This is a genomic window from Acidisarcina polymorpha (genome assembly GCF_003330725.1).
Taxonomy (GTDB): Bacteria; Acidobacteriota; Terriglobia; order Terriglobales; family Acidobacteriaceae; genus Acidisarcina; species Acidisarcina polymorpha.
Genome location: NZ_CP030840.1, coordinates 4,053,328 through 4,079,887 on the forward strand (window position 1 = coordinate 4,053,328; position 26,560 = coordinate 4,079,887).

The 26,560-nt window shown below is 56.9% G+C and carries 26 protein-coding genes; 13 read left to right on the plus strand and 13 right to left on the minus strand.

The window, feature by feature from the left end; all coding sequences use genetic code 11:
- Nucleotides 1-72: 72 nt before the first annotated feature.
- Nucleotides 73-471, minus strand: coding sequence for a DUF4279 domain-containing protein (locus ACPOL_RS17185; RefSeq protein WP_114208142.1), 399 nt, complete (start codon nucleotides 469-471; stop codon nucleotides 73-75).
- Nucleotides 472-573: 102 nt separating this feature from the next.
- Nucleotides 574-1,944, minus strand: coding sequence for an aspartate aminotransferase family protein (locus ACPOL_RS17190; RefSeq protein WP_114208143.1), 1,371 nt, complete (start codon nucleotides 1,942-1,944; stop codon nucleotides 574-576).
- Between the two features lie 596 nt (nucleotides 1,945-2,540).
- On the opposite strand from ACPOL_RS17190, the gene ACPOL_RS17195 reads away from it, so the two are divergent.
- From ACPOL_RS17195 to ACPOL_RS17230, 8 genes are all read left to right on the plus strand, one after another.
- Complete coding sequence (locus tag ACPOL_RS17195; RefSeq protein ID WP_114208144.1) at nucleotides 2,541-3,599, plus strand: ABC transporter substrate-binding protein; 1,059 nt, start codon at nucleotides 2,541-2,543, stop codon at nucleotides 3,597-3,599.
- 42 nt (nucleotides 3,600-3,641) lie between these two features.
- Nucleotides 3,642-4,706: an ABC transporter ATP-binding protein gene (locus ACPOL_RS17200; RefSeq protein ID WP_161557418.1), complete on the plus strand. Its 1,065-nt coding sequence runs from the start codon at nucleotides 3,642-3,644 to the stop codon at nucleotides 4,704-4,706.
- The gene (locus ACPOL_RS17205) at nucleotides 4,703-5,551 is read left to right on the plus strand and encodes an ABC transporter permease (protein ID WP_114208145.1); all 849 of its coding nucleotides are present in this window, start codon (nucleotides 4,703-4,705) and stop codon (nucleotides 5,549-5,551) included. Before ACPOL_RS17200 ends, ACPOL_RS17205 begins: the two co-directional genes overlap by 4 nt.
- Nucleotides 5,548-6,351, plus strand: coding sequence for an ABC transporter permease (locus ACPOL_RS17210; RefSeq protein ID WP_114208146.1), 804 nt, complete (start codon nucleotides 5,548-5,550; stop codon nucleotides 6,349-6,351). Before ACPOL_RS17205 ends, ACPOL_RS17210 begins: the two co-directional genes overlap by 4 nt.
- A gap of 62 nt (nucleotides 6,352-6,413) precedes the next feature.
- The gene (locus ACPOL_RS17215; protein WP_114208147.1) at nucleotides 6,414-7,793 is read left to right on the plus strand and encodes a flavin monoamine oxidase family protein; all 1,380 of its coding nucleotides are present in this window, start codon (nucleotides 6,414-6,416) and stop codon (nucleotides 7,791-7,793) included.
- A 24-nt stretch (nucleotides 7,794-7,817) separates the two neighbouring features.
- Nucleotides 7,818-9,773 (plus strand): NAD(P)-binding protein, encoded by a 1,956-nt coding sequence (locus ACPOL_RS17220; RefSeq protein WP_114208148.1) that lies wholly within the window; start codon nucleotides 7,818-7,820, stop codon nucleotides 9,771-9,773.
- An 81-nt stretch (nucleotides 9,774-9,854) separates the two neighbouring features.
- On the plus strand, nucleotides 9,855-10,250 hold the full coding sequence (locus ACPOL_RS17225; RefSeq protein WP_114208149.1) for a hypothetical protein: 396 nt from the start codon (nucleotides 9,855-9,857) through the stop codon (nucleotides 10,248-10,250).
- Between the two features lie 89 nt (nucleotides 10,251-10,339).
- A complete protein-coding gene (locus ACPOL_RS17230) occupies nucleotides 10,340-11,377 on the plus strand; it encodes a beta-ketoacyl-ACP synthase III (protein WP_114210876.1) in 1,038 nt (345 codons plus the stop codon).
- A 114-nt stretch (nucleotides 11,378-11,491) separates the two neighbouring features.
- Here ACPOL_RS17230 and ACPOL_RS17235 read toward each other — a convergent pair whose 3' ends face one another.
- The 6 genes from ACPOL_RS17235 to ACPOL_RS17260 all read right to left on the minus strand — a co-directional run bounded on the left by ACPOL_RS17235 (nucleotide 11,492) and on the right by ACPOL_RS17260 (nucleotide 17,317).
- A complete protein-coding gene (locus ACPOL_RS17235; protein ID WP_114208150.1) occupies nucleotides 11,492-12,187 on the minus strand; it encodes a DedA family protein in 696 nt (231 codons plus the stop codon).
- Nucleotides 12,188-12,263: 76 nt separating this feature from the next.
- Nucleotides 12,264-13,133 (minus strand): menaquinone biosynthetic enzyme MqnA/MqnD family protein, encoded by an 870-nt coding sequence (locus ACPOL_RS17240; RefSeq protein WP_236656843.1) that lies wholly within the window; start codon nucleotides 13,131-13,133, stop codon nucleotides 12,264-12,266.
- 69 nt (nucleotides 13,134-13,202) lie between these two features.
- Entirely contained in the window at nucleotides 13,203-13,382 is a 180-nt protein-coding gene (locus tag ACPOL_RS17245; protein ID WP_114208151.1) for a hypothetical protein, read from the minus strand.
- A 2-nt stretch (nucleotides 13,383-13,384) separates the two neighbouring features.
- The gene (dnaG, locus tag ACPOL_RS17250; RefSeq protein WP_338026670.1) at nucleotides 13,385-15,250 is read right to left on the minus strand and encodes a DNA primase; all 1,866 of its coding nucleotides are present in this window, start codon (nucleotides 15,248-15,250) and stop codon (nucleotides 13,385-13,387) included.
- 242 nt (nucleotides 15,251-15,492) lie between these two features.
- Nucleotides 15,493-16,386 (minus strand): tRNA glutamyl-Q(34) synthetase GluQRS, encoded by an 894-nt coding sequence (gene gluQRS, locus ACPOL_RS17255; protein WP_236656844.1) that lies wholly within the window; start codon nucleotides 16,384-16,386, stop codon nucleotides 15,493-15,495.
- A 22-nt stretch (nucleotides 16,387-16,408) separates the two neighbouring features.
- Complete coding sequence (locus ACPOL_RS17260) at nucleotides 16,409-17,317, minus strand: LysR substrate-binding domain-containing protein (protein WP_114208154.1); 909 nt, start codon at nucleotides 17,315-17,317, stop codon at nucleotides 16,409-16,411.
- Between the two features lie 80 nt (nucleotides 17,318-17,397).
- On the opposite strand from ACPOL_RS17260, the gene ACPOL_RS17265 reads away from it, so the two are divergent.
- Together ACPOL_RS17265 and ACPOL_RS17270 are read left to right on the plus strand one after the other, a co-directional pair.
- Nucleotides 17,398-17,913, plus strand: coding sequence for a GNAT family N-acetyltransferase (locus tag ACPOL_RS17265; protein WP_114208155.1), 516 nt, complete (start codon nucleotides 17,398-17,400; stop codon nucleotides 17,911-17,913).
- Nucleotides 17,910-18,662 carry a GNAT family N-acetyltransferase gene (locus tag ACPOL_RS17270; RefSeq protein ID WP_114208156.1) on the plus strand — a complete coding sequence of 251 codons (753 nt, stop codon included), beginning with the start codon at nucleotides 17,910-17,912 and terminating at the stop codon, nucleotides 18,660-18,662. Before ACPOL_RS17265 ends, ACPOL_RS17270 begins: the two co-directional genes overlap by 4 nt.
- A gap of 387 nt (nucleotides 18,663-19,049) precedes the next feature.
- On the opposite strand, the gene ACPOL_RS17280 is transcribed toward ACPOL_RS17270, so the two are convergent.
- On the minus strand, nucleotides 19,050-19,730 hold the full coding sequence (locus tag ACPOL_RS17280; protein WP_114208158.1) for a CPBP family intramembrane glutamic endopeptidase: 681 nt from the start codon (nucleotides 19,728-19,730) through the stop codon (nucleotides 19,050-19,052).
- Between the two features lie 548 nt (nucleotides 19,731-20,278).
- Nucleotides 20,279-22,921 (minus strand): DNA topoisomerase (ATP-hydrolyzing) subunit B, encoded by a 2,643-nt coding sequence (gene gyrB / locus ACPOL_RS17290; protein ID WP_114208160.1) that lies wholly within the window; start codon nucleotides 22,919-22,921, stop codon nucleotides 20,279-20,281.
- Nucleotides 22,922-23,251: 330 nt separating this feature from the next.
- Here gyrB and ACPOL_RS17295 point away from each other — a divergent pair, with 330 nt between their 5' ends.
- Together ACPOL_RS17295 and ACPOL_RS17300 are read left to right on the plus strand one after the other, a co-directional pair.
- The gene (locus ACPOL_RS17295; protein WP_114208161.1) at nucleotides 23,252-23,434 is read left to right on the plus strand and encodes a hypothetical protein; all 183 of its coding nucleotides are present in this window, start codon (nucleotides 23,252-23,254) and stop codon (nucleotides 23,432-23,434) included.
- Nucleotides 23,435-23,527: 93 nt separating this feature from the next.
- A complete protein-coding gene (locus ACPOL_RS17300; RefSeq protein WP_114208162.1) occupies nucleotides 23,528-24,403 on the plus strand; it encodes a hypothetical protein in 876 nt (291 codons plus the stop codon).
- 209 nt (nucleotides 24,404-24,612) lie between these two features.
- On the opposite strand, the gene rpmA is transcribed toward ACPOL_RS17300, so the two are convergent.
- Nucleotides 24,613-24,903, minus strand: a complete 291-nt coding sequence (gene rpmA, locus ACPOL_RS17305) for a 50S ribosomal protein L27 (RefSeq protein ID WP_114208163.1) — start codon at nucleotides 24,901-24,903, stop codon at nucleotides 24,613-24,615.
- Between the two features lie 63 nt (nucleotides 24,904-24,966).
- Nucleotides 24,967-25,296: a 50S ribosomal protein L21 gene (gene rplU / locus ACPOL_RS17310; protein WP_114208164.1), complete on the minus strand. Its 330-nt coding sequence runs from the start codon at nucleotides 25,294-25,296 to the stop codon at nucleotides 24,967-24,969.
- A 464-nt stretch (nucleotides 25,297-25,760) separates the two neighbouring features.
- On the opposite strand from rplU, the gene rpmB reads away from it, so the two are divergent.
- Nucleotides 25,761-25,949, plus strand: a complete 189-nt coding sequence (gene rpmB, locus ACPOL_RS17315) for a 50S ribosomal protein L28 (protein ID WP_114208165.1) — start codon at nucleotides 25,761-25,763, stop codon at nucleotides 25,947-25,949.
- 117 nt (nucleotides 25,950-26,066) lie between these two features.
- On the opposite strand, the gene msrB is transcribed toward rpmB, so the two are convergent.
- Nucleotides 26,067-26,477: a peptide-methionine (R)-S-oxide reductase MsrB gene (msrB, locus tag ACPOL_RS17320; RefSeq protein WP_114208166.1), complete on the minus strand. Its 411-nt coding sequence runs from the start codon at nucleotides 26,475-26,477 to the stop codon at nucleotides 26,067-26,069.
- Nucleotides 26,478-26,560: the final 83 nt, after the last annotated feature.

Consider the following 26,560-nt stretch of genomic DNA (forward strand, 5'->3'; position numbering starts at 1 on the left):
CCCAGTCAAGCCGCAAAGTGCGCGTCTTGAGTGGGGCACCCGGCAGCCGGCAGCAAGCAACTTGTGTCGAACTTAACCGCGTTCGTCGAGCCCGATTTGTTTACACACGATATTGACCTGCAAATCAGCGATCAGCCGAAGCGTGTCGGCGGACAGAAACCAACGCGGAGGTCTACCCTCCAGATGGAAAACGTGGAATGTTCCTCCAAAATTCTTGGAGAGGGCGGCCACTTTCTGCCGCTTTAGGGAAAGGGCACCAGCTAAGTACGCCAACTGATCGCCCACATCGTCGGAATCATCGTCTTGTGGTTGCCAACTCCATATTGCTCCTGATCGAGGGCCCATAGCGTTAGGTCGTCCTGGATCACCTATCCGCTCAATCCAACTGGGCTCTATTTCGAGATCACGGGTAATATCGTCCGGTTCAAATTGCCCGCTAATTGAGAAATAGGGACGGTACATATTCGTCATAGCACAGCCCTCCGAGGATAGGGAACCTATAAACTCCGTTTCTACTCGTCACAGGCGAGAGGGAGAAAAGCCGTTCTTGCAGCCTTTCTCCCATGTGTCCGTTTAGCTGACCGTCTGGAGTTTGGTTTCCGCTTGCATCTGCTCGATGGCCGGCGCGATCTTCTCAAATGCTGTGAGGTGTTGGTCGACATCGGCGAGCGAGTGGACCATGGAGATGGTCCATTGCTCGTCCCACCAGTAGGGCTGCGCCATGACTCCCTGGTTGATCATGCCGAACCAGTAGAGCTTCCAGAGATTAATATCCACCTTTTGCCATTCGCGGAAATTGCGGATGCGCTTCGGGTAGAAGAGCAGCGCGCCGTTTGCGCCCGCACACTCAACATATGCCTCAATCGAGGTGCTTTTGAGGACCTGGTTGTATCCATCCACTAAGGCGTCGCTGATCTTGGCAACGTGGGCATAACCATCCGGGGTCAGGACTTCGCGGAAGGTCGCGAGCCCCGCAGCCATGACCAATGGGTTGGTCGCATAGGTGCCCGCATGGAAGACCTTGTGCTGGGCGATCATGTCCATGACGGATTTGCTGGCGGCGAAGGCGGCCAGCGGAAAGCCTCCGCCAATCGACTTGGCGAGAGTGATGAGATCGGCCTTGATGTTGAAGTATTCGCAGGCGCCGCCGCGGCCGAGCTTGGCGCCAGTTTTGACTTCGTCGAAGATCAGCAAGGCGCCTTCGCGGGTGCAAATATCGCGCAGCCCTTCAAGATAGCCTTCTTCGGGCATGCAGACCCCGATGTTCATCATGATCGGCTCGACGATGATGCAGGCGATCTGGCCTGGATTCTCGGCAAAGAGGCGCTGAACAGCGGCCAGATCGTTAAACTGGGCGATGAGCGTATTCTTGACCGTGTCCATTGGCACTCCGGAAGCAGCCGGCACCTGAGTAGGGCGGTCGTCCGGGCCAGCCAGTTCAGGTTTGGGCTTCATGCTGACCAGCACGGAGTCGTGGACGCCGTGATACGCGCCTTCCATCTTGATTATCTTGTCGCGGCCGGTGAATCCTCGTGCCAGGCGAATGGCATGCATCGTGACCTCGGTGCCGCTGGAGCCAAAGCGGACCTGGTCCATCGGAAAGCGCTGGCAGATCTCGTCCGCAAGGTCGAATTCCAGAGTATGCGGCATGCCATACATGGTTCCGGTCTCAAGCCGCTCTTGGACCGCCCGCACGACCGCGGGGTGGCAGTGTCCGGCCATCAGCGCCCCAAAGCAAAGATTGAAATCGATATATTCATTACCATCGAGGTCGTGGATATGGGTGCCCTTGGCGTCTTTGATATAGAGCGGCCAGGGCTCGTAGCTGCGGAAGTTGCTGGCGACGCCGAGCGGCATGCGGGGCTGGGCTTTTTTCAGCGCTTCGCGGGAGGAGGGGGTACGGGATTCGTAGGTGGCGAGTTCTTTTTCAAGCAAAGTATGCATGATGTTTCATCCTTTTGTGTGCGGTTGCAGCGGAGCGCCCGACAAAGACAAATCGGCGCATTGCAAAGGCAGAACTAGAAGGAGAAGCAGCAGCGGCATTCACTGCGCGCATAACCTGTAAACCAGCGCTGCCGGCAAAAAATGCCCGGCACGCCTTGCGGAACAGGCTCGCTACGCCAGCTGCGCGCGGTAACGACCGAGGAGCGGCATAGCAGATCATTTCCTGATGGAAGACCTTGCGGATGGTCGAGGATATAACAACCGTCGCTACCAGAGCTTTTCACGGTTGAACCTCCACAAACGAGCGGCAAACGCCAAGAATTAAAACTTACATTAGCCGGTATGGCTGTTGCTCAGCGAAAGGGAGAACTTGCGAGCAGCGAATCAAAAAGTAATTTTGCCAAATTAACGGCTTTTTAGCGTAAAGTCAAGAAAAAGCTGGCGACTGAAACTACCCCAACTCCCTCAGACTGTCCGTCCTTCTCTAAGAAGGTCCAAGGATCGTGACTGATGCAAAACAACCAATCTTCCTATATTGTAGGCTCGATCAGGCTGGTAGGGAATTGACGCATGTTACTTGCTGGAAGTAGGTGCTTTTGAAGAAGCTTCTCGTTCTCACCGCGATCTCTGCGTTGCTCCTGCTAAGCAGTTGTAAAAGACCACTCCCGACCCTCAGCCTGCTGGTCTGGGAAGGATATGCCAATCCCTCTTTCATTCAGGGATTCGAGGCGACGTGCCGATGCAAGGTCAATGCCGCTTACATGGGATCAAGCGATGAAATGGTTGCGAAACTTCGCGGGGGGGCAGCGTCGAACTATGACGTGATCTCACCCTCGAGCGATGTCGCCACTATGTTGACGCAGTCCGGGTTGACAGCGCCGCTTGACCTGGCAAAGCTTCCGAACTACGCCCAAGTCTCGCCCGTGCTCACGCTGCTGCCGCTGGTGAAGAAAGACGGCAAAGTTTATGGTGTACCCCTCACCTGGGGACCAAACCCGCTGCTTTACGACAAAAGTTATTATTCCGAGGCCCCTCAAAGTTGGGACGATCTTTGGGACCCCAAACTCCGAGGAAAGATTTCGGTGTGGGACGACTTGTCGACTATTTATATGGCGGCGCAGGTGCTTGGCTTCGATAAGCCTGACCCATTGGCGCTCTATAACCTGAATGATCAGCAGCTCGAACAGGTCAAGCAAAAATTGATTGCGCTCGAGCCAAACATCCGAAAGATTTGGACCACGGGCGGTGAGCTCACCAACCTGTTTCAGAATCACGAGATTGTAGCGGCCATGGGATGGCCATTGATGACGAACCAGCTTCGCAAGCTCAACTTTCCCATCGGCGAGACCATCCCGCGCCAGGGAACGACTGGGTGGATCGACCATCTGATGATTACAACGGCCAGCGGGAATAAGGATTTGGCGCTCTCTTTCCTGAACTATATGATTGCTGCCCAGACTCAGAAGGAACTGTCGGACGTGACCGGATATATCCCTGCGAATCCTTCGGCTGCGTCGCTTATGACCCCGGAACAGCGGCACAACCTGCACCTGGACGATGTCGACGCCTACCAGAAGAAAATCATTTTCTGGCAAGATGTCCCGCGTCGCGCGAAGTACACCGAAATCTGGAATTCAGTGAAGGCGAGTGATTGAGAGAATGCATGAAGCGCACATCCAAATTGGCCAGGTAGCCCATTGACTCCAGCGCCGCCGTTTCTGCAACTCCGTTCGGTAGGAAAGATATTCGGCAAGCAGACCGTGCTCGACTCTATCGATCTGAATATCGAAAGTGGCGAGTTTCTCACCATCCTCGGCGAGAGCGGATCGGGAAAGACGACGCTGCTGCGCATTCTCGCCGGGTTTGAAGAGCCGACCAGCGGCGACATCCTGCTTGAAGGCAAGTCGCTGCTCCGCTCACCTGCATTTCGTCGCCCCATCAATACGGTCTTTCAGAATTATGCTTTGTTTCCGCACCTGAGTGTCTTTGATAACGTCGCCTACGGACTGCGAGTCGGTGGGATTGCAAAGCCCGAAATACAGGAGCGCGTCCAGTCGGCGCTTCGCCTCGTCAAGATGGGGGCGTTTGCGGATCGCTGGCCGCGCCAGCTTAGCGGTGGACAGAAGCAGCGGGTTGCGCTGGCGCGGGCCTTGGTCAATCGTCCCCGGGCATTGTTGCTCGACGAGCCGCTATCCGCTCTCGACGCCAACCTTCGCAGCGAGATGCAACGGGAATTGAAGCTGCTGCAGAGGGAACTCGGCATCACCTTTCTCTTCGTCACTCATGATCAAGAAGAGGCGATGGCTATGTCGGACCGCATCGTTTTGTTGTATCGCGGCAGGATCGAGCAATGTGCCCCGCCCCGCGACATCTACCTGCGCCCGCGCACCAGCTATGTCGCCAGCTTTATCGGCAAGAGCAATCTACTTCGCGGGCGAGTAGTGAACGGAGTCGCAAATTGCGGATTCATTACTGTTCCGATCGACTCTCCCGATGGGCCAATCGTCCTTTCGCTTCGTCCAGAGGCTGTCAAGCTGGAGGCGGAAGGTGTGGCAGCCAATCGCATCCGCTTCACTGCAACCATCGAATTGCAGCAATTCCAGGGGGCGAACGCACTACTATCTTTATGCTGCGATGACGGCACACGGCTATCTGCGCAGACAAGGAGTGTCCTGCAAGCAGATACTTCTGTCCCCGTTGGTTTCACCTGCGACCCACAGGACTTTGTCCGTGTGGAAGATACACAGGGTGCGGCCACATGAAAGCACGCGCCACTCGGTTCATGGTTGCGCTTCCGCCTCTCGGCTGGATCGCTCTGTTTCTGCTCGCGCCCTACTGTATCCTGCTCTGTTACAGCTTCTGGAGCCTGGGCCCATTTCAGCAGATTCTCCATCACTGGTCGGCCGCGAACTACATCCATCTGCTGACCACGCCGGTCTATCTCGACGTGATCTTCCGTTCGTTGCGCATCGCCCTGAGTGTGGCGTTCCTGTCGCTGGTGCTCGGCTATCCGTTAGCTATGTTTCTGGTGTTTCACTCGGGAAGATTCAAGCGCCTTCTGTACCAGGCCGTCATCATTCCCCTTTGGGTGAGCTATCTGGTGCGCGCCTATGCGTGGAAGGTGATCTTTGGCCACGAAGGCGTGCTAAACACATTGCTCCTGTGGGCTCATGTCATCCACCATTCGCTTGGCTTTCTACTCTATAGCCCGTTCGCTGTGATGGTGACTCTCACCCACATTTACACGCCATTCGTGGTATTGCCGTTAGTCGCCGCTCTGGAAAAAGTCTCGCCGGAGCTGCTAGAGGCGTCGAGCGATCTTGGCAGCCGGCCATGGCAGACATTCCTCAGGGTCGTCCTTCCGCTCTCTCTGCCCGGCGTCGTTTCCGGCGCGACGTTTGCCTTTTTGCTCAGCTTCGGAGACTTCCTTTCGCCGCTACTCGTGGGCGGTCCCAGCAGCATCATGATCGCGAATATCGTCGCGAACCTCTTCGGTGCTGATTACAACTGGCCGCTTGGCGCTGCAGTTGCGGTCGTCATCCTGCTGATTGTACTGGCGCTGTTGTATCTAACCGACAGGCTCGAACGCCGCTGGAGGACCGCGTGATATCTCGCGCAGGCTCGAGCTGGCTGGGTCTTTATTCGCTGGCAGTGTACGCCTTCCTGTATCTGCCGATCATCGTGCTGATCGTCTATTCGTTCAACGGCAGCGGCGTAGGGGGCTTTCCCCCTCAGCATCTCACTCTCGCCTGGTATGGTCTTCTCTTCCGCGACGCTGCTATGTGGAACGCGGTCGAGAACAGCCTCATCGTTGCGCTCTCCGCAGTCGGTATCGCTATCGCTGTCGGCTTTCCCGCCGCTTATTCGCTCGATCGATTTGAGTTTCCAGCAAAGGCGCTCTTTCGCCGTCTCGTCCTGCTCCCCTTGATCGTTCCGGGGATCGTCACGGGAATCTCCATCCTGATGTTGATGGTTGCCGCCGGCGTGCATCTTAGCCTGGTCACCGTGATCCTTGGCCACGGAACCGCACTGATCGCGATCGCCACCACCGAACTCTACGCCGGTTTACGCAAGCTGGACCGCGGACTGGAAGAGGCAGCGGCCGATCTCGGAGCGAACCCGCGCCGCACCTTTTTTACGATCATTCTGCCGCTGATGAAGACGTCGATCGTCGGTACCGCGTTGCTGATCTTCACGCTCTCTATGGACGAAATCGCGGTCACCTTCTTCCTGATCGGCCGGGAGAACACGCTGCCGCTTGAGATCTGGTCACGATTGCGCCGCGGAGTGACTCCCGAGATGAACGCAATTTCGACGCTGATCTTTTTGTTCTCGCTCGTGACGATTACCATTTGGCAGAGGTTAGCGCGGGCTCAGCCGGACAAAACGATGCCGATGGCAACCTAAGGTCTAAGCCCGAAGATGAGTTCAGACAGGTCTTCTCCCCGCTTCGTTCGAACCAGAAAAGAATGACTGTGCAAACGCTGAACCGTCGCGAATTTCTCAGAGCAGCCATGCTCGCCGGCTGCGGATGGCCTTTCGCTCGTTACCTTCATGCGGCAAGGCCACCTTCGTCATGCGTGGTCGTCGGTGCGGGCCTCTCTGGACTGGCCGCGGCACATCATCTCGCCAAGCGCGGCTGGAAGGTCACCGTCCTCGAAGCCCGCGATCGTCCCGGCGGCCGCGTCTCCTCATATCGCTTTAAGCAAGCGCCGGAGCTGGTCTGCGAGATGGGAGGAGAGTGGATCGGCAAAGACCAGCACCACATTCTCGATCTATGTACGGAAATGAATGTGACGCTGGAGCCGCATGCGTTTCGCTTGTGGCTGCTACTGTCCGGCCAATTGAAGAGCCCGGGATGGCAGTTTTCGGAGCCGGCCAGGACGGGATGGAAGAAATTTGCGGCTGCCTACAAGCATTACGGACCGCAGGAATTCAGGCGCCTTGATAATTACGACTGGTATGCATGGTTGCGAAAGATCGGCTTTACCGAAGACGACCTTCGCATCAGGGAAATCATCGACAGTACCGACATCGGCGAGTCGATGCGCGATGCCTCCGCATTGGTCGAAGCAGAGTCTTATGCGGGGAGCGACTATATGAATCCCGACGATACCGATGAGATGGATTATCACGTCAAAGGCGGCAACAGCAGGCTGGTCGATGCGGTGATCGCGCGGCTGCCCGCCGGAACCGTGCGCCTGAACTCCCCGGTGACCGGCATCTTCGAAAGGTCCGGGATGGTGACCATGGCAACGGCTCAGGGGAAATTCACGGCGGATGCTTGTATCTTCGCGGCCCCCTCCTCCGTGATTCCCTCGATCCACTTTGACCCGCCACTCCCGCCGGCAAAGCTGGAGGCCGCCGAGCAGTTGGAGTATGGCCGCATCATGAAGACCCAGGTACTCTGCAGCAAACGCTTCTGGCCGGCGGAGAATTTTGCATTGATGAGCGACGAGACATCTCACGAATACTTCCACACGACCCAGGGCCAGGCGGGTCCGATGGGCATTCTCTGTTCTTATGCAATCGGCGATAAAGCGGACGTGCTTGCCGCGGAAGACGAAGCGGGACGCAGGGAACAGATGGTTCGCGATCTGCTCGCGATATCCCCGGACGCGGCAAACGCGGTCGTGACTACTCACTCGAAGGCGTGGCAGAACGACCCATGGGTGCATGGGGCCTATGCGGTGTATCATCCCGGCCAGTGGTTGACGCTGCGACCCTTATTACAGCGGCCGCATGGCAAGGTTTTGTTCGCCGGCGAGCACCTCTCAGAAGACTCACAGGGCTTCATGGATGGAGCAGTAGGGACGGGCGTAGCTGCCGCAAAGGCATTGCTTGGCTGAACAATTCGCAAGGGAAGGGAAACAATGAGCTACAGCGACAAGGAACTCGGAATGGGCCGAAGAATTACCCGCCGGGATTTCATGAACGGCATGGCAATGACGATCGCCAGCACAGCAGTGGGCCACACGCTCCATGCGCAGGACAGTCGCGAGCCACAAAATACGCCCGGCTACAATCCGCCCGCGATCGAGGGCCTGCGTGGTAGTCACGAGGGTTCCTACACGGTCGCGCATAGCGTCCGGGATGGCAGTTTCTGGGAGCATGCCGGCGCCGCCGAAGCCACCGGGGAGAGCTATGATCTCGTCGTGGTGGGTTGCGGCATCAGCGGGCTATCCGCCGCAAGGTTCTTTCTTCAGAGCGCCGGCCCTCGCGCCCGTGTGCTGATTCTCGATCCTCACGACGACTTTGGAGGCCATGCCAAGCGCAATGAGTTCAAAGTAGACGGAACCAGGATGCTGGGGTTCGGCGGAACCTATGCAATCGAGAGCCCCAAGCCTTATAGTCCGGTCGCAAAACAAGTCGTGCAAGACCTTGGAATAGACGTCGAAAGCTTCAGCCAGGTCTCCGACGGAAAGCTATTTCCCTCGCTCGGCCTCGAGCCAAAAATCTTTTTCGACAAGGAGACCTTCGGCAGTGACCGGCTGGTCGTCGACCCAGCCCCGGTTTGGGGCGGAAAGGCCGCAGCGGAGGCGCAATCCGATGCTTGGCGGCGTTTTGCAGCGGACGCCCCGATGACGGACAAAGCCAAGGCAGACTACCGTCGTCTGCACACCTCTCAGGTCGACTTCATGCCTGGAATGACTTCCAGCGAGAAGAAGGCAAAACTGGCGCGGATGAGTTATGCCAATTATCTAAGCGATTTCTGCCGTGCGGATCCGCAGGTGATTGCGGTGCAGCAGGCGCTTCCGCAGCCACTCTATGGATTGGGCATCGATGCGGTCTCCGCTCAGGATGCCTGGGGTCTCGGCTTCGCAGGATTCAACGGCTTGAATTTAGCTGCCGGGGCGGGCCCGGGAATGGGGCGAGATGCCATTCCAAACGAAGAGGCGGAGAAATACTTCTTTCACTTCCCGGATGGCAACGCATCGATCGCCAGGCTCCTGGTGCGCAGCCTTATCCCCGAGGCAGTGCCTGGCAGCAATGCACAGGACATTGTCACCAGCCAGGTGAAATATGACCGGCTTGATCGAGCGGGCAATGCGGTTCGGATTCGCCTCAGCAGCACGGTCGTCAAGGTCAAGCATGTGGGCGATCCTGCCACCGCCAGCGAAGTCGAAGTCTCTTACTCGCAGCAGGGTAAGCTCAGGCGGGTACGCGCCGGCCATTGCGTCCTGGCTTGCTGGCACACCATGATTCCCTACCTGACAACGGAGTTGCCGGATACGCAAGTGGAGGCGCTCCGTTCCTCGGAGAAAGTTCCAATCGTCTATACCAATGTCGCTTTGCGGAACTGGGAAGCATTTGTAAAGTTGAAGGCCGGTTCTACATACGCGCCAGGAAGCTACTTCACAAATGTAAGTCTCGACCAAAGAGTCAGCATCGGTGAGTATCATGCGACGACTCGGCCAGAGGAGCCGATCGTGCTCACGATGCATCATTTTCCCGGCAGCCCAGGGCTTCCTGCCCGGGCGCAGCATCGCGCCGGACGTGCCCAGCTGTATGGCACCCCGTTCGCCACCTTCGAGCGGAACATACGCGAGCAACTGGCGCGCAGTCTGGGCAGCGGAGGGTTCGACCCGGCGAAGGACATCGCCGCGATCACCGTAAACCGATGGCCCCATGGGTATGCCTATCAATACAACTCCCTGTGGGATCCGTTCTGGTTAGAGGGTGGCTTGCAATCTTGCGTAGAAGCTCGGAAGCCGTTCGGGCGAATCACGATCGCCAATGCTGATGCGGACGCGTATGCCTATACCGATTGCGCCATCGATCAGGCTCATCGCGCGATCAGCGAATTGAAGGTAAGCCAAAAAGCATAAGTGACAATGCGGAGCTTCTCCTAGGGCCAAGGAGATACTTTCTGAGCAAGCGACCAGCCAAATGCTCTAGACTAGAGCGGTATGAAACGTCTTCTTGCGCTGGTGCTCATCCTCGTCGCGTCTCAAGGCATTGCCCAATCCAAGCCGTCGCTGCTCAACGTTCGCAAGATCTACGTCGAAAAGATGGATGACAATCTTGATCACTATCTCACTTCCGAGATATCGAGGAAGTTTCACGGCAACATGACCGTAGTGCTCGACCGCTCGCAAGCCGACGCCATTCTCCGCGGCGTTTCTCTCGGAGCTCAGAACACCAGCAAAGGAACAGTGGAACTGGTCGATCCTTCTGAGAAGGTTGTCCTTTGGTCAGGGACCGCCGGGGATCGCGACGTCAAATTCTTGGCCATGAAACATGGCGGTGAGGAACAAATAGCCGAGAAGCTTGTCGCCCAGATGAAGAAAGCCATGCAGCCTTAAGCCACGCCATTGCCTTGGCCGGAAGAGTGACGGCTTTCAGCGGCTTCGCGCATGGACACCCCTACCTGCTGTCAGAGACAATGGAGGGAATGTTTTCAGCAAGTGGAGAATCTCAATTGAGCCAAACCGGCCGCGTGTCCCGACGCGCGAAAATCAGTGCCCTTGGCACCTATGTCCCCCCCAAAGTTCTAACCAATTTTGACCTCGAAAAGATCATCGATACCTCCGACCAGTGGATCGTGGATCGAGTCGGCATCCGTGAACGCCACATCGCCGAAAAAGATGTTGTCACCAGTGACCTGGCAGTTGAAGCGGCTACTCGATGCCTGTCTTCGCGGGGCATCGCCGCTTCGGAGGTTGAACTCATCATCGTCGCGACCGTCACCCCCGACATGCTTTTTCCCGCGACCGCCTGCTTGGTTCAAGACAAGCTCGGTGCTCACGGGGCCTGGGGCTTCGACCTCTCGGCGGCCTGCTCGGGCTTTGTCTACGCGCTCCAGGTAGGTGCAAAGTTCGTCGAATCCGGTGCTCACTCAAAGGTGCTGGTCATTGGAGCGGACAAGATGTCGTCGATCCTGGATTATAGCGATCGCACGACCTGCATCCTCTTCGGGGACGGTGCTGGAGCGGTTCTCATCGAGCCGGCTGAAGAGGGCGAAACCGGCATGATCGATTACTTACATGAGATCGACGGCTCCGGCGGCCACTCGCTTTATATGCCGGGCGGTGGCAGTCTGAACCCGCCATCGCTGGAGACCATCGCGCAGAGAATGCACTACGTCCACCAGGACGGACAAGCAGTGTATAAGTATGCCGTCCGCAAAATGATGGAGACATGCGAGAGTCTGCTCAAGCGAAACAACATCCAAATCTCCGATCTCAAGCGCTTTATTCCTCACCAGGCCAATAAACGAATCATTCAGGCATGCGCCGAACGATTGGGTCTCAGCGACGATCAGGTGGTCATCAACATCGATCGATACGGCAACACTACCGCCGCGACCATCCCGCTCGCGATGGATACTGCGCGCAACAGCGATCGACTAAACAAGGGCGACCTGATCCTCATCGCTTCCGTCGGTGCCGGCTTTACGGTAGGCGCTTCACTACTCCGGTGGGAGTTTTAAAGAGGGGAAAAAAAAGACATAGACGATGGAAGGCGAGCTCTTGTCTGGTTCCGGGGCATCAGTGAGGAACATCGCCTCACCTTCTACTCAGCCCGACCCGGTCTCTAGGCAGACTTAGGCTTGTGCTTCTTGAGGCATAGTACGCTTCCCGGAAGCGTCATAGGTTTGTCTGCGATACTGCCAGATTCCATAGATGACGCCCGCGACCATCAGGCCGGCGAAGCTCCATCCGATGACCCCGGACCATTCGGCCAGGTTTTTCGTCCACCAGCTGACGACCTTTCGCCCGTAGGTGACAGCTGCCCAGCTTACCAAGCTATAGCGGATCAAGCGCGCAGCATTGTAGGAGACAAGAAACCGCCGCCTCGAGACCCCAAGCGCCCCTGCAGCCAGCAGAAAAGGAGTCAGCGGAATAGGCGGCGGCAGCAAGGCCGGGACCATCACTGACAACATGGAGTGGTTATCGGTCCAGTGCTCGATGCGCGCGCGAAAACGTTTGGGCACGGATCGCTGCAACAATGCTTCGCCTCCCTTTTTGCCGGCGCTCCAGGTGATGTAGCCCCCGATCGCGCTTCCCGTGATGGCACAAGCAGCGAGCAGAAAGGGATTGCCATGGTGAGAGACCAGCAGCAACAACAGCAGATCGGTGCTGCCGGGTAGCGGCAACGGGATGGGGGATGAGTCGAAAATCGCTACCGCGAAAAGTCCCAGTCCGCCCAAATGGGTCAGCCAGTGCGGCAGCACCGAACGACGGGTCCGCTTAGCAGTATGCCTCGCAGTCGCTGAAGCAATTTTTTGAAGGGCTGCCATCTAAACTGTTGGACGCATAATCCCGGCAGGAGGCTCGAAAGTTTCTCGCCTTGACATTCAGTTCCTGATGTTTCTGTCACATAAAGTTTAATTCAGGTTCTTCTGGTAGCACGGAATATTCATGAGCATAACGGAAAAACGTGCGCAGTCCGTCCTTGCAGGCCTGGTCGAGCACGTAGTGAATATTCTCGGTTAAGTAGGCTCGAATAATTGACTTCGACAAAGCGATACGGCTGGCCCACTCCTCGACCAGATCGTCGATGTGGGTGAGGCCATGGTTGCGGGAGTGTACGAAATCGGCGACCAGCTCTTCCCGGGACAACGAAGTCCCTTTGAGGGCATCCGCTCGCATCGTCCAGAAGGCGGAAACCCATGGCACACCGGTCTTCTGCTGCCATTCACGAGCAAGGTCGATATAGAGCAGCTCTTCGCCGGTACGGTCGGCTCTTGCCTGGCTGTCTTCAAGCGCGATCAACGCAGGATCCCCGATCAGCAGGGCGGCATCCGCGATCCGCAGCATCTTGTCGAGTTGCGGTTCAACGGGAATGAACCTGGCTTGAGGATTCCAATATTTGCGGAAGAGAATCTCCGTGTAGGCCGCGGACGTGAGCGAAGACGTATCCATTGCTACCGTCTGGGCGGCTCCGGGGCCAGATTCGCGAGTGACTAGCAGAATGGAGCGAATGTTTCCTTTGGCGGCAATCGTGCAGCCAGGAATGATCAACATCGTGGGATCGATGGCATACGCCGCTGCAGGAACCAGGCCAATGTCCGCCTGACCGGTGAAAAGATCCTCCGCGCAGCGCGAGGGGGTTGAGTAGCGGATGTCATACCGTTCGGCCAGACGGGATTTCTCCGGCTCATGTTCAAAGTCCCACATCAAGGGAGCAGGATTGAGGAAGTCGATGGCAGCAAGGCGCAGGCGAGCGGAAGATGAAGTGTTCACTTACCAGTGTACCGGCACTCCGAGAGCTTCGCGGGGTTGCGCGACAAACAGGTTGCGTCCCAGAAACGCCTAGCGCCCGGCATGAAGCTGGTACAACAGGAAACCGGTGATCGACAGAACGACGACGATCACAGTCAGAATCAGACCGCCGAGCAGCAGCGATACGGTTCTCTCCTGTTTCGGGGTGGAAGGCTGAGTGATGCCAAAGGTGTTAATGAAAGCCGAGGCGAGGAAGTGTAAGAGGCCCATCGTCAGTGACCTATTTCCCTCAGCTGGCGGTCCAGCTGAATTTTTTCGTTGGAGAGAGCCGCGACCTGGGCCCAGTCACCCTTCCGTTCAGCCTCAGCTAAGGAGGCGCGCAGCCCCCGCTGACGGCGGCTCAGGTAGTGGTGGTGCAGCGGCTGCAGCGCAGCCGTCACCTGATCGAGGGTGACCGGTTCCGATTCAGCGAAGAGGACTTGCGCCACCATCTGGCGATCTCGCCCTTCGGTCAGCGCCTCTACTGGATCGCCGCTCCCGCGGTTTCGAAGTGCCTCGAGCAGTGAAGCGACTGATAGTTCTTCGAAGATGTGTGGCTCGCGGTCAAGTGCCGCCGCGGCAGCCATGTATGCAGGATCATCCGGCAATGCGGCAAAGGCCCGGATCAAGACCCGCTCGCATTCATTGAAGCCCACGCTGTTTGAAGAGATTGCATCCCGCCGTTTCGCCGCTGCTTGTCGTAACTCCTCGCGCAAGACTGCCGAATCAATGGAGAGCTTTTGGGCCGCGTTGGCGGCGAACTCATCCCGGGCAAGCAGGTTGGGCATCCTGCGAATATGCGGCAACAGATAGTTCAGCGCCTTGACCTTTGCCTCAGGACTTCGTGAGGGAAAGAGCTGCCGCGCTCGTTCGATGAGGTAATCGGGTAAGGCCTGCGCGGTCCGGGCCGCGGTGTGGTAGGCGGCCGCTCCGCGCTCACGGACGTACCTGTCCGGGTCGAGCCCGTCCTCGAGAGTGATGACCTTGACGGTAAAACCCTCTTCAGTAAGCAGCGCAATGGATTTCTCGGCAGCATTCGCGCCCGCTGTATCGGGATCGAAATTCACCGCCACCTGAGTGCAGTGTCGTTTCAGAAGATTCACCTGGTATTCGGTAAAGGCAGTGCCGCTGGTCGCGAGCACGTTCTGCACACCCGTCATGTACACCGAAATACAATCCATCTGGCCCTCGACGAGCAAGGCAAAGTTCAGTTGGCGGATTGCGGCCCGTGCCTTATCCAGATTGAAGAGCACCTGGCCCTTCGAATAAAGCGGCGTCTCGGGCGAATTCAGGTATTTTGGCCCAGCCTTTTCATTGCCAGCCGTCGCCGAATCCAAAGCACGTGCCGTAAAAGCGATCACCCTCCCAGACTCATTCATGATCGGAAAAGTGATTCTCTTCCGAAAACGCGAATAAAGCGGCCCCGGCGATCCGTCTTCCTGCTCCTTCCAGGAAAAGAGACCGGAGGCGCGCAGGCTCTCTGCGTCCACTCCCGAGGCAAGCCGGTCACGGAGCGCGGTATAGGAGTCGGGCGCAAAGCCGATGCGGAACTTGGCGATCGCTTCAGGAGTGACGCCGCGGCCGGTGAGGTATTCGCGGGCGCCCGCGCCTTCCGGCGAACGGAGCTGCTCCTGAAACCACACGGTCGCAGCCTCATGCAGATCCAGAAGCTTGCCGCGCTGCCGGCTCTCCTGCGCTTCCTCGGGTGAGTTGAAGTCCCGCTTCGGCAGCGGAATGCCGCATTTCTGAGCGACTGCTCGGACTGCTTCCGGAAAACTCAGGTTCTCAATCTTTTGCAGGAAGCTGAACACATCGCCAGACTGCCCGCAACCAAAGCAGTGGTAGAACTGCCGTGTGGCGTGGACCGAGAACGAAGGAGATTTCTCGCTGTGAAACGGACAGAGCCCTTGAAAGTTCTGAGCTCCAGACTTCTTCAGCCGCACATAATCGCCGATGATCTTGACGATGTCTGCCTGCTGTTTCACGGTCTGGGCGAAGTCGTTGGCCATGGGATGGGTCTGGAGCCAGTGTAAATCTTCCGGGTCCGTCCACTCAGCCTTAGTGGAGCCTTGCTCACTCTCGAAAATTTGAGGTGTCAAATCTCTTAGGCAGCGTGCCTGCTGAGCTTCACTGGCGGGCCGTCTAGTAGGTTGAACTGCCGGAAAAGAGTATCCTAAGAAGATATGAAGAAACAGCGCTCAGCTCCGCCGCCATGTAGCGGCTCCCTCACCTCCGTCCAGGGTCATCGGCCGGCGGCAGACGGCAAAACAGGTGTCTGCGGTACTTGCGGCTCCAGTGTGCCTTTTACGATCGATGTCTCTGCCCGGCCCGTTCCTCGTTTTCACAAGTCCGGCCCTCGGTGAGCATTTGGCTCTCCAACTTTAGCGGCCGCCCTGCCCAACACATCTTCCGGTTTCATCCCTGAGGCCCTCAGCTCTCTTATGCTGAGGGCATCGTGGCGTTTGGCCAGCCTTCGGCCATGCTCGTCGGTGATCAGCGGACAGTGAAACCAGGCAGGTTCGGGTAAACCTAACGCCCGGCAAACCAGGATCTGGCGCGCCGTCGCCTTTAATAGATCAGCCCCGCGAACGACTTCGGTGATCTTCATTGCAGCATCATCCACGGCTACCGCGAGTTGATAAGCAGGAACTCCGTCTTTTCGCCAAATAAGAAAGTCACCAAAATCTTCGCTTGCCACGAACCGCTGGCGGCCGAAGTGGCCATCGGAAAATTCGATTGCTTCGCCATCCCTGACCCGGAAGCGCCAGCTCAATCCCGTTAGCATCGCCTCGCCAAAGCCAGAGAATAAGATTCGACCAGCCGTCGCTCTGCATGTCCCCGGATAGAGCGGTTCCTCATCGTGCGGCGCCTGCGTCATCCGGGTAAGATCTTTGCGCGAGCAGCGGCACGGATAGACAAAGCCGCCCTCAATCAATTCTTTCAAGGCCGAAATATAGAGCGGCAACCTCATGCTTTGAAGATAAGGGCCATACTCCCCACAAACGTCTGGTCCCTCTTGCCAGCGAATACCGAGCCAGTCAAGGTCCTCCACCGCCGCGGCAGCAAACTCCGGCTTCGACCGCTGTGGATCAAGATCATCCACGCGCAGAACTAATGCACCGCCGGAACGCAGCGCCCGTTGGTAAGCAGTCCAGAAGGTTGCGGCGTGGCCGAGGTGCAGCAGTCCGGTAGGGGAGGGCGCGAGGCGTCCGCGATAGCCGAGAAAATCAGACACAAAATTCAGTGTATTCGCCGCTTCATCCACGGTGACGTTGAGCGAGCATCTCGCGCCCGAGGTCGCAGAACGCCTTGACGATCGCCCTCTCTTCATCTTTACGCCAGACCAGGTCTACATCGCTGCGAACGCTTGTTCCGCTGAGCTCGATACAGACGCAGTCCGGCGCCGCGATTCGCTCAATGCATGCGGGCGCGATGCTCACTCCTAAACCTGCTCCAACCAGCCGCAGAACTGTGAACCACTGCGGCGCCTCCTGAACGACCCGCGGCCGAAAACCATGGGCTTCACACAAAGATGCAGTCTTCTCATAGGCGAGACGGCCGGCCCGTGGTGAAAACAAGACAAAAGGCTCGTCTCGGAGAACCGCTGCAGAGAGCGTCCGGCTCTTCGCCAAAGCATGGTGCGCCGGTAGAACTGCCACGAAAGGCTCTGACGAGAGCGTCTCCGCCTCCAGGCCCTCGACCTCGCCTCCGTCACGGAGGAAGGCGACATCAATCAGGCTGTCCAACAATGCCTGCGTCATCTCCGACGAAAAACCCTCGCGGAGTTGAAGATCGACCCTGGGATGTTTGCGACGATATTCTCCCAGCATGGATGGTAGCGGAGTCAACATGCCGGAGCTGATGAAGCCCACACGCAGGGCGCCAAGTTCGCCCCGGCCAACGCTTCGTGCCTCCGCCAGATCTTCGATTACGCTCCGTAACGTACGCCGTGCCCGCTCGAGAAAGATCTCCCCTGCGGCAGTCAGCTTAACTGCGCGGGTGGTTCTGAGGAACAAAGGATAGCCCACAATTTCCTCCAACTTGCGGATTTGCTGGGAGAGTGGAGGCTGGGCAAGGTGCAGCCGCGAAGCGGCGCGGCCGAAGTGCAGTTCTTCCGCCACTGCCACGAAGTAGCGGAGGTGGCGTAATTCGATTTCGCTATCCATACTTTGTTCATCCTAATCGCAACAAATAAGATATTGGACGTATGGGGGGATCCAGCATACTTTTTAAAAAGGAGAGATCTATGCCTGTCTGTGTTCAAGAGAGTCTCACTGCTCCTGCCCCGCCAGTGGTCGAAATCCGGCGGTTCCGGCCCGGAGACGAAGCCGCTTTTCTGCGCCTGAACGAGGAGTGGATCGTGCGTCACTTCGTCCTCGAAGAGAAGGACCGTACCGTTCTCAACGATCCCATGAAGCACATCCTCGACCGAGGTGGACAGATTCTTTTCGCCGTGATCGGCGGAGAAGCGGTCGGCTGCTGCGCGATTGTTCCCGAACTGGAGCCCGGCGTCTACGAGGTTGCGAAGATGGCAGTGACCGAAAAGCTGCAAGGACAGGGCATTGGACGTAAAATTCTCCAGGCGGTGATCGAAACTGCGAAAGGGATGGGAGCCTCCCGGCTCTACCTCGAGACCAATAGCAAACTAGCCAATGCGACCCATTTGTACGAGAAGCTGGGCTTTCGCCATGTTCCAGTGGAGCGGTTGAAACCTTCACTCTATCGGCGCGCCGATGTCTTCATGGAGATGGTGCTGAGTTGATTCCTTCTCCAGAGACCTTCCTTCCGCCGGCAACGCCCAACCGGTCCCCTGAAGCAATTGCTCTCGAATTCGGCGATCCGCCGTTGGAAGCTCTCCGAACTACCCACAAACGCTTCGCGATGGCCGCAGGGCGGGCCTGCAAGTACCCAGCGGATGTCGCTCCTTTTGCGGCGATTGAGGATAGCTCGGAGGAGGCGCTGCGGGATCTGTTTTCGCTCCTGAATCCAGGCGAGGGCACGTATGTCGTCAGCGGAGCTTCGTTGGCATTCGAGGGCCTGCGATGCGACGGGCCGCTGGGAGTGAAGCAGATGACATATCCCCAAAACCGGCCACTGCCGATCAATGCTCGGATTGATGGTATCCGAATCGAACCGCTTTCCTGCGCCAACGCTGCCGAGATGGTGGAACTGACTTCGATCGCTTTTCCAGGCTTCTTCCGAGCGCGCACCTGTGAAATGGGCAGCTACTACGGCATCCGCCAAGAAGGACGATTAGTCGCGATGTGCGGCGAACGGATGGCCATTCGCGAATATCGCGAAATTAGTGGTCTCTGCACGCATCCGGACTTTCGCGGCAATGGCTATGCCGCCGTGTTGATGTTGCAGCTCATGCGCGATCATCGCGAAGCCGGATTACAGTCATACCTGCACGTCTCCGCAAACAACGCCAATGCCATCGCCCTCTACGAACGAATGAGCTTCGAGCATCGAGGAGAGTTTTCGCTATATCTTCTAACACGCGAAAGTTAAGACGTCGCTCGTAGACGGGACTCTCTGTCGCTCTTACTGGCGTTCGTCTCCCGACGCATTCGCACAGGAAAGCAAACCCTGCTCCGTCAGCCAGGTACGAAGAAGATCCCTTCCTAGATATCCAAATTCTTCACATGCAGCGCGTTTTCTTCGATGAACTTCCGCCTGGCTTCGACATCTTCGCCCAACAAGGTGGTGAAGATGGAGATGGTGCTGTAAGGAAATGGTGGCCGTGTTCGCTCCTCGCCAGGTTAGGAGGCGTTGACCACGATGGTCAGAATGGATCGGCTCAGGACAGCTACCCTCTTGAATCATGAGGGTAGCATGGACCCGGAGAACGTCGGTTCGCTATACAAGCGTCATTGGGTTCGGGCCGTCGCTCGAGTTTTACCGCGACAGAGCCAATTCCCTCAGCGAGCCTTGCTCGCCACTATGGCGCGGCGGAGCAGAATCCAATTCGTGACGTCTACGCCAAAAATAGATTGCAAAACACACCGTCACGATGGGCACCACTATGCCGAACTCATCGATAAACCAGAGAGTCTTCCCCGTATCGCGGGTGAGCGGGGTACAAATGCTTTGAATGTAAAGATTGTGACTCGAGTGAAGGATCACCGCGGTCCAGAGACTTCCCGATTTCATACGTAGCCAGGTCAAGATGAAAGAATCGGCGATGACCGCAACCGTAAAACAAATCATGCCGAACCAGAGCGGCTCTCTGGATCCGGAATTGTAGTTGCTCCAGAGCATCACGGGAAAATGCCATACGGCCCACGCCGCGGCGCTGAGCAGTGAGGTCTTGGTATATCCCATTGTCTTGAATAACTCTGGAACAAGAAAGCCACGCCAGCCCATTTCCTCGCCCAGGTCGCTGGCCAGTCTCGGGATTATGCCGTAAGTGGCCGTGAGCAGCAGATAGACGACGGTAGAGGTGAGGGGCGATGCCCTCAAGGCCATGACCGGGACAAGATGTTGCATGAATTCGTGGTTCGGAAAGCCACCCAGTCCGGAGCCCCACACGATGGCGTAGGCGATGAGAGCATATGCAAACGGGACGAACCAACTCATCCATGCATAGCGAGCCTGCGGCCACTTTCAGCCCAGATCCGACAGCTTGCGGCAATTGAGCTTCAAGGTAAGCATTGCTGCGAATGCCACACACCACTTAAGACCAATCGCATATTTACCCTCGGCTCCTCGCAACTGCTGCGTGTACCAACACATACAGTAGAAGACTGAGCTGAAAGCGAAAGTCAGCACTAGAAAGACAATTACCTGCTGCCTTGAGGAGCCAGGCTTTGACATGGACTTTGATACCTTTTCGATCGAAATTTAGCTCGGAAACAGCCGGGAGTGAAGCGCCCTTCCAGGAAAGACACTTCAGGAATTGAATTATTTCCAAGATGTGAATGCCGGCTGGAGTGCTGCGCGTGGGGAGGGAATGGACCTGCTTGCCGCCGTGTGGTGATCCTATCCTGCCGAGTTGCTCGAGAGATCGGATGCCGAATTCACGATAAGAAGCGGCCGGTCGTTCAACAGAAGAGAGTAGCCGGCTCAAAACGAAAGCTACCCTTCTGGATCAGAGGGTAGCTTGAATAGGGAAACGCCACTTCGTTTTAGATATCGAGGTTCTTCACATCCAGCGCGTTTTCTTCGATGAACTTCCGCCTGGCTTCGACATCTTCGCCCATCAGAGTGGTGAAAATGGTCTCGGTTTCGGCGATGTCTTCGAGTTTCACCGAGAGCAGCGTGCGCCGCTCGGGATCCATGGTCGTCTCCCACAGCTGGGTCGAGGTCATCTCGCCGAGTCCCTTGTAACGCTGCACCTGATAGTCACGGCGTCCCTGCTCGATCACATAATCGAAGAGTTCCTTAGGGGTATGCTTGACAACCGGATCATGACTGGCGCGGCTGGCCCGCTTGGGCGCCGGCTTGCCCGCCTCCACTTCGCCGATCGTCTCGCCCTCCGTCTCTTCAGGATCGGGAACCACTTGCTTGGTGGCGTACTCGATCCGGAAGGGCGGTTCCAACTGCTCTTTAATCTGGGCGAACTTCGACATCATCTGCCGGTATTCCGGCGATGAGGCCAATGTCCAGTTGATTTTGCGTTCCGCTCCATTGTCATCCGTAAAGGCAATCGACCAGGTCTGGTGCTCCTCGTCATAGGCGGGTTCGCTCAGGGCCTTGAACTGAAGTGCTTTTCGCTCCGTCTCGAGCCTGCGATGTAATGCCACAAGCTTCGCGGGAGCGTGACCCTCCGCACCTTCGAAGTCGCTGCGGCGGACCAGCTCGAGCTCCGCAAGAAGGTTGGTAACGTGCTCATTCCGAAGGCGCTTGTCTACTTTGTCGAAGAGTTCAAGGTACTCCCGCAACTGCCCGATGAACTTGGTCAGCACCGAGCCATCCAGCTTGTGCTCGGTGGGTCCGGCCTCTGCGCCTGCCCCGTGATAGACGACCATCCCGTCGGAGGCGCGCTTGACCATCACCCGGACAAACTCGCGATCGTCCTTGATGTACTGCTCGAACTTGCCCTTCTTGATGCGGTAGAGCGGCGGCTGGGCAATGTAAACATGGCCGCGTTTGATCAGCTCCGTCATATGGCGGAAGAAGAAGGTCAGCAGCAGCGTCCGGATGTGCGATCCATCGACGTCAGCGTCCGTCATGAGAATGATTTTTCCGTAACGGAGCTTGGAAGGGTCGAAGTCTTCCTTGCCAATACCCGCGCCGAGGGCGGTAATCATCGCCCGGATTTCTTCGTGACCGAGCATCTTGTCGTATCGGGCTTTTTCGACGTTGAGGATCTTGCCCTTCAGTGGCAGGATCGCCTGGAAGCGCCGATCGCGGCCCTGGCGCGAGGTTCCGCCGGCCGACTCTCCCTCGACCAGATAGATTTCGCACTTCTCCGGGTTCCGCTCACTACAGTCGGAAAGTTTGCCAGGAAGACCGCCGCCGTCCAGAGCGCCCTTGCGGCGAGTGAGATCACGCGCCTTGCGGGCAGCCTCGCGGGCACGGGCAGCTTCAATGGCCTTGTTGATGATCTTTCTCGCGATGGGCGGGTTCTGTTCGAGAAAGCCGCCTAGCTTCTCGTTGACCACCGCCTGAACGGTGCCGGCGATATCGGAGTTGAGTTTGCCCTTGGTCTGGCCCTCGAACTGGGGCTGCGAAAGCTTGACGCTGATGACCGCAACCAGACCTTCTCGTACGTCGTCCCCGGAGAGGTTTTCTTTCAAGTCCTTAAACAGGCCGAGCGATTGGCCGGCACTGTTGATCGTCCGGGTAAGGGCAGTCTTGAACCCCGACAGATGCGCGCCGCCATCGACGGTGTTGATGTTGTTGGCGAAGGTGAAGACGGTCTCCGAATAGGCATCGTTGTACTGCATCGCAATGTCGATCTCGACATTGTCGCGGGTCGCCTCCATGACGATCGGCTTGTCATGGAGCACCTGCTTGCCCTTATTCAGCAGCTTGATGAACTCAGCGATGCCGCCGGCATACCTGAACTCTGCGCGCTTAGCCTCGCCCGTCTTTGGGTCGGTAGTGCGTTCGTCGGTGAGCGAGATTTCGAGGCCCTTGTTCAGGAAGGCGAGTTCGCGCAGTCGCTGGGCAAGGGTGTCGTAGTTGTATTCGGTGACCGTAAAAATCGACTTGTCGGGCAAAAAGTGGACCTTGGTGCCCTTGCGTTTGGAACTGCCAGTCTGCCGAAGTTTCTCTAGTGGCACGCCCTTGGCGTAAGTTTGCTCGTAAGTGTGGTCGTCGCGCCAGATCTCGACATCGAATGCTTCGCTCAGCGCGTTCACGCAAGAAACACCAACGCCGTGTAGACCGCCCGAGACCTTGTAGTTCGAAGCGTCGAACTTGCCGCCCGCATGGAGTTTGGTGAGCACCACCTCGACCGCCGTCATCCGCTCGCCGTTCGGCAAAACCTTCTCATCCACCGGAATGCCGCGGCCGTCATCCACCACCGTGATGGAATTGTCGACATGGATCGTAACTTCGATCCGCTTCGCATGGCCCGCCAGAGCCTCATCGACGGAGTTATCCACCACCTCGTAAACTAAGTGATGCAGACCCATCTCACCGGTCGAACCGATGTACATGGCAGGACGCAACCTTACCGCCTCAAGACCTTCAAGGATCTTGATGTCTTCCCCGGTATAACTCCGGGGAGCGGCCTTCTCTTTCCCGTTCAAACGGGAGGAGATCTCTGTCGATTCAGGAAAGGTAATATTCTCGGAAACTACGAGCTCTTTAGTGGACATGAAACTCCGGTGCGAAACCCCGCGCAACTTCCTTGAACGATCAAAGCTGCGGTAATTAAATGGCTGAAAGAGAAAGGGTTTACGCCGTATTTTGCTAATAAAAGTATACCACGGAGAACAATCCCGGGAACCAAGAAGTGGGTAGGCGTCAGTCGTCCCCGGGAAGCTGTCTTAGACAGAATTGTCACTTCCGTAATTGATGAACTCGCTGGATTTAAAACTCGGTCGCGAATCAATTTCAAAGTGGATTAAACTTCTTTTTAGAAGGTCTCTTCTTCCGTACGAGCCCTTCCAAAATTCCGGTGTGCGACCATAAAGGCAAGTCAATTCATGGTGCGGATTCTGGTTCGTGGCTTAACGGCCGCTCTGATCGTCGGCGGGATGCTGGCTGCCGGTCACATCCAAGTGAACAGCGTGACCCGGCAGTTGCAGTTCAAAACCGCTTCTGAGGGGATGCCGGTTCCGGCTTGTCCGCCCAACGACGTCAATGCATGCAATATCGATACCTGGTAGCAGCCGCGTTGTGGTGTCGCCATAGGGTTCGTTGATTTTTTTTGTACCTTCAACTATTCGCGATATGCTCTAATCTCGAATAGTTTGGTATGTATGAGCTACCTGCCGGGAGTCAGTCTGTTGGCGACCGCCGAGCCGATCTTGCTCGCGTTGACGCTCTGCGCCTTCCTGAAGGCAGGGATTTACAAGCGTTTCCCATGGTTTGGCGCCTATCTGGGCTTCCGGTTGTCCATCTACGCCGTCTTGAACCTCCTACTGTACTCCGCCCGAGGGCGGTTCTTGGAAGACCACATCGCCTACAACGCCTACTATTACATCTACTGGGTAGGGTACCTGGCGCAGGCTGCAGTCTCTTTTTTGGTGATTCAAGAGGTATTTCGCCACCTCATGGATCCGCTACCTGGTCTTGGAAAGCTGGGATTAATTGCTTTCCGGTGGGTGACCCTGAGTTCGGTTTTGATTGCCGGAGTCCTGGCGGTCTTCCCAGTGGCCTCGGGAAGGGATTTGCTGCTCTCTGCCGCTAGCAGTGTCATGCGCTGTGTCAGCGTCCTCGAGCTTTGCCTGCTCGCCTTCATCGTTCTCTCTATGGAAACGCTGCAGATTTCACTCCGCAGCCAGGATTTCGGCGTTGCGCTCGGCTTAGGAATGGTGGCCGCCTCCGAGCTGGTCAATTCCGCTGTGAACTTAGGCCCTTCGTCATTTGCCTTGGCTACGAGTTATGCCTGCAACATCTTCCTCGCTTTGGCCGCGGTGGTTTGGATTGCATATTTCCTCAAATTGGGGGCCGCAGCCAAACCCGCCGCACTCCCCGTAGGTTCACCTTTGTTGCGGTGGAATGAGATTGCGGGTGCGCTTGGTCACCCGCCGCCGCATGTGGCGCTTGGCTCCTCGAGCGAGTTCTTCCTTCATGACGTGGAAAAGGCCGTGGACAAAGTCCTGGAGAAGAACTCCATGAATCCCGCCCGATGAAGCAGAAATATGGTGACTGAAAGGCGAGGAAGCGAACTCGGCAGCCACTTTCCCTTGGATAAGACCTACAGACGTGGTTTTCGGTGCTAATCCTCGACACCATCTAGAGGGTAAATGGGCCATCTGGATCTCGAGCTTGAAGGGGCTTGACCCACAAGCAAAAAGCCCGGCGCCAGGCGCTCGGGCTTTAAACTACTTCCTGGAATGGACTAGTCAGCAGCTACTTCGGTCGGAGCGTTTGCCGCCGCGACCGGCTCGATAGCCACGTAGCGACCGGTCTTGCCGCGATCGATAAATTTCACACGTCCGGAGATCTTGGCGAAGAGCGTGTCATCGCTGCCGCGCCCTACATTCAATCCAGGCTTCAGTTTGGTTCCGCGCTGGCGAACGATGATCGATCCTCCGGTGACGACCTCACCACCGAACTTCTTGACTCCAAGCCGCTGCGCATTGGAGTCGCGGCCGTTCTTTGAACTTCCAAGCCCCTTTTTGTGTGCCATCTCTTAATCCTCATGCTCTCGGGAGCAGGCCCCCGGTCGAATATTCTCAATCAAAATAGTGGCTCAGTTCGCCGAAGTGTAGGACGCGCCATCAACCTGGATTTCATTGATACGAACTTCGGTGTAGGACTGCCGATGGCCCTGCAGCTTCTTGTACTGCTTTTTGCGCTTGTAGTGAAATACCAGCACCTTAGCCCCGCGGCCTTCACTGACCACCGTACCGAGCACTTTCGCGCCGGCCGGCTGCGTGACCGAACCGGATTCTCCCGAGACGGCGAGCACTTCGCTGAACTCCACGGTGCTGTTATCACCAGCTTCGGTCTTCTCTATCTTCAGTACGTCGCCTGGCGCGACGCGATACTGCTTTCCACCGGTGCGAATCACTGCGTACATAACTTTTCTCCAGCGTCCCAAACTGCCTGAGAACGCTATCCAATCCAATCGAAATCTGGTTAGCCGATGCAGACGGCAGAATTGGCGCATTGACTGGGGCTCACTCGACCTAGCTGGGCTAGTCCCGCCACTCATTCCCTGGTCCCAGCAATCATTTTCCAAACCAGGAGTTTCTCGGCGACCTCATTCATCGCTTTAGAAAGCCTGACAATGGAACGCGCTGGAACAACTGCCGAACTTTTTAAGTCTATCGGTACGGGAAGCGGCGGTCAATGCTTAAGAACGCTCCCCGCTGAATTATTTGCGAGATCGTCGCTGATTGAGCTAGACTGAAAGTTCTGCGGGTACGGCAGTTTCGACCCATGCAGACGAGGCGCGATCCGCCCTCCAAAGTACCGCTTCAAGAAATTTAAAGACACTTGGCGGCGCGAGCTACCGAAGAATTCGATTGGATGGAGTTAGTTATGGCACAGATTTGCCAGGTCTGCGGTAAGGGTCCGCAGTTCGGAAACAATATCTCTCACGCACACAATATCAGCCGCCGGCGCTGGAACGTGAACCTGCGCCCCGTTAAAGCTAAGGTCGAAGGCGGAGCAAAGCGAATTCGGGTCTGCACTCGCTGCATTAAAGCCGGGAAGATCGTCAAGGCCTAGCCTTTATCCTTCTTTCAGTACGCCTACCTTTCCGATCCTTCAAATCCGAGGCTGGAGGCTGAAACCAAGTCCCCAGCCCTTCTTACCAAGAACGGTCTTTCCTGCCGGGCTTTCTTTTCATTCTGCCTTTTCAAAATCCAAAGCAGCCGAGTTGATGCAGTAGCGGAGCCCGGTTGGTTTAGGGCCGTCGGGGAAAACATGCCCAAGGTGGGCGCCACACCGAGCGCAGGTCGCTTCGATCCGGCGCATTCCCAGGCTGTTGTCCTCATGAGTTTCAACCGCGCTTGAGTCGACCGGCAGATAAAAGCTCGGCCAACCACTGCCTGACTCAAACTTTGTATCGGATTTGAACAACTCCGCTCCACAGGCGACGCAATGGTACATGCCGTCGGCGTGGTTCCGGTAGAGTGCTCCGGTAAAGGGGCGCTCCGTGCCTTTTTCACGAGTAATGTGGTACTGCTCGGGCGTCAGCTTCTCGCGCCACTCGGCGTCCGACTTCTCAATCTTCTCTACTTTGGTCTCCGACATAGTCAATCTCTCCCAATGAATTAGATGAATCCACAGCTGCATAGTTACATGCGCGCAACCCAGACCCCACAGAGACTGCTCTA

Bases quoted from the DNA above. Each gene is read 5' to 3' on its own strand.
- ACPOL_RS17185 (WP_114208142.1), bottom strand. From the start codon at position 471: ATGACGAATATGTACCGTCCCTATTTCTCAATTAGCGGGCAATTTGAA.
- ACPOL_RS17190 (WP_114208143.1), bottom strand. From the start codon at position 1,944: ATGCATACTTTGCTTGAAAAAGAACTCGCCACCTACGAATCCCGTACC.
- ACPOL_RS17205 (WP_114208145.1), top strand. From the start codon at position 4,703: ATGAAAGCACGCGCCACTCGGTTCATGGTTGCGCTTCCGCCTCTCGGC.
- ACPOL_RS17215 (WP_114208147.1), top strand. From the start codon at position 6,414: ATGACTGTGCAAACGCTGAACCGTCGCGAATTTCTCAGAGCAGCCATG.
- ACPOL_RS17220 (WP_114208148.1), top strand. From the start codon at position 7,818: ATGAGCTACAGCGACAAGGAACTCGGAATGGGCCGAAGAATTACCCGC.
- ACPOL_RS17225 (WP_114208149.1), top strand. From the start codon at position 9,855: ATGAAACGTCTTCTTGCGCTGGTGCTCATCCTCGTCGCGTCTCAAGGC.
- ACPOL_RS17230 (WP_114210876.1), top strand. From the start codon at position 10,340: ATGTTTTCAGCAAGTGGAGAATCTCAATTGAGCCAAACCGGCCGCGTG.
- ACPOL_RS17235 (WP_114208150.1), bottom strand. From the start codon at position 12,187: ATGGCAGCCCTTCAAAAAATTGCTTCAGCGACTGCGAGGCATACTGCT.
- ACPOL_RS17245 (WP_114208151.1), bottom strand. From the start codon at position 13,382: ATGGGCCTCTTACACTTCCTCGCCTCGGCTTTCATTAACACCTTTGGC.
- ACPOL_RS17260 (WP_114208154.1), bottom strand. From the start codon at position 17,317: ATGGATAGCGAAATCGAATTACGCCACCTCCGCTACTTCGTGGCAGTG.
- ACPOL_RS17265 (WP_114208155.1), top strand. From the start codon at position 17,398: ATGCCTGTCTGTGTTCAAGAGAGTCTCACTGCTCCTGCCCCGCCAGTG.
- ACPOL_RS17280 (WP_114208158.1), bottom strand. From the start codon at position 19,730: ATGAGTTGGTTCGTCCCGTTTGCATATGCTCTCATCGCCTACGCCATC.
- gyrB (WP_114208160.1), bottom strand. From the start codon at position 22,921: ATGTCCACTAAAGAGCTCGTAGTTTCCGAGAATATTACCTTTCCTGAA.
- ACPOL_RS17295 (WP_114208161.1), top strand. From the start codon at position 23,252: ATGGTGCGGATTCTGGTTCGTGGCTTAACGGCCGCTCTGATCGTCGGC.
- ACPOL_RS17300 (WP_114208162.1), top strand. From the start codon at position 23,528: ATGAGCTACCTGCCGGGAGTCAGTCTGTTGGCGACCGCCGAGCCGATC.
- rpmA (WP_114208163.1), bottom strand. From the start codon at position 24,903: ATGGCACACAAAAAGGGGCTTGGAAGTTCAAAGAACGGCCGCGACTCC.
- rplU (WP_114208164.1), bottom strand. From the start codon at position 25,296: ATGTACGCAGTGATTCGCACCGGTGGAAAGCAGTATCGCGTCGCGCCA.
- rpmB (WP_114208165.1), top strand. From the start codon at position 25,761: ATGGCACAGATTTGCCAGGTCTGCGGTAAGGGTCCGCAGTTCGGAAAC.
- msrB (WP_114208166.1), bottom strand. From the start codon at position 26,477: ATGTCGGAGACCAAAGTAGAGAAGATTGAGAAGTCGGACGCCGAGTGG.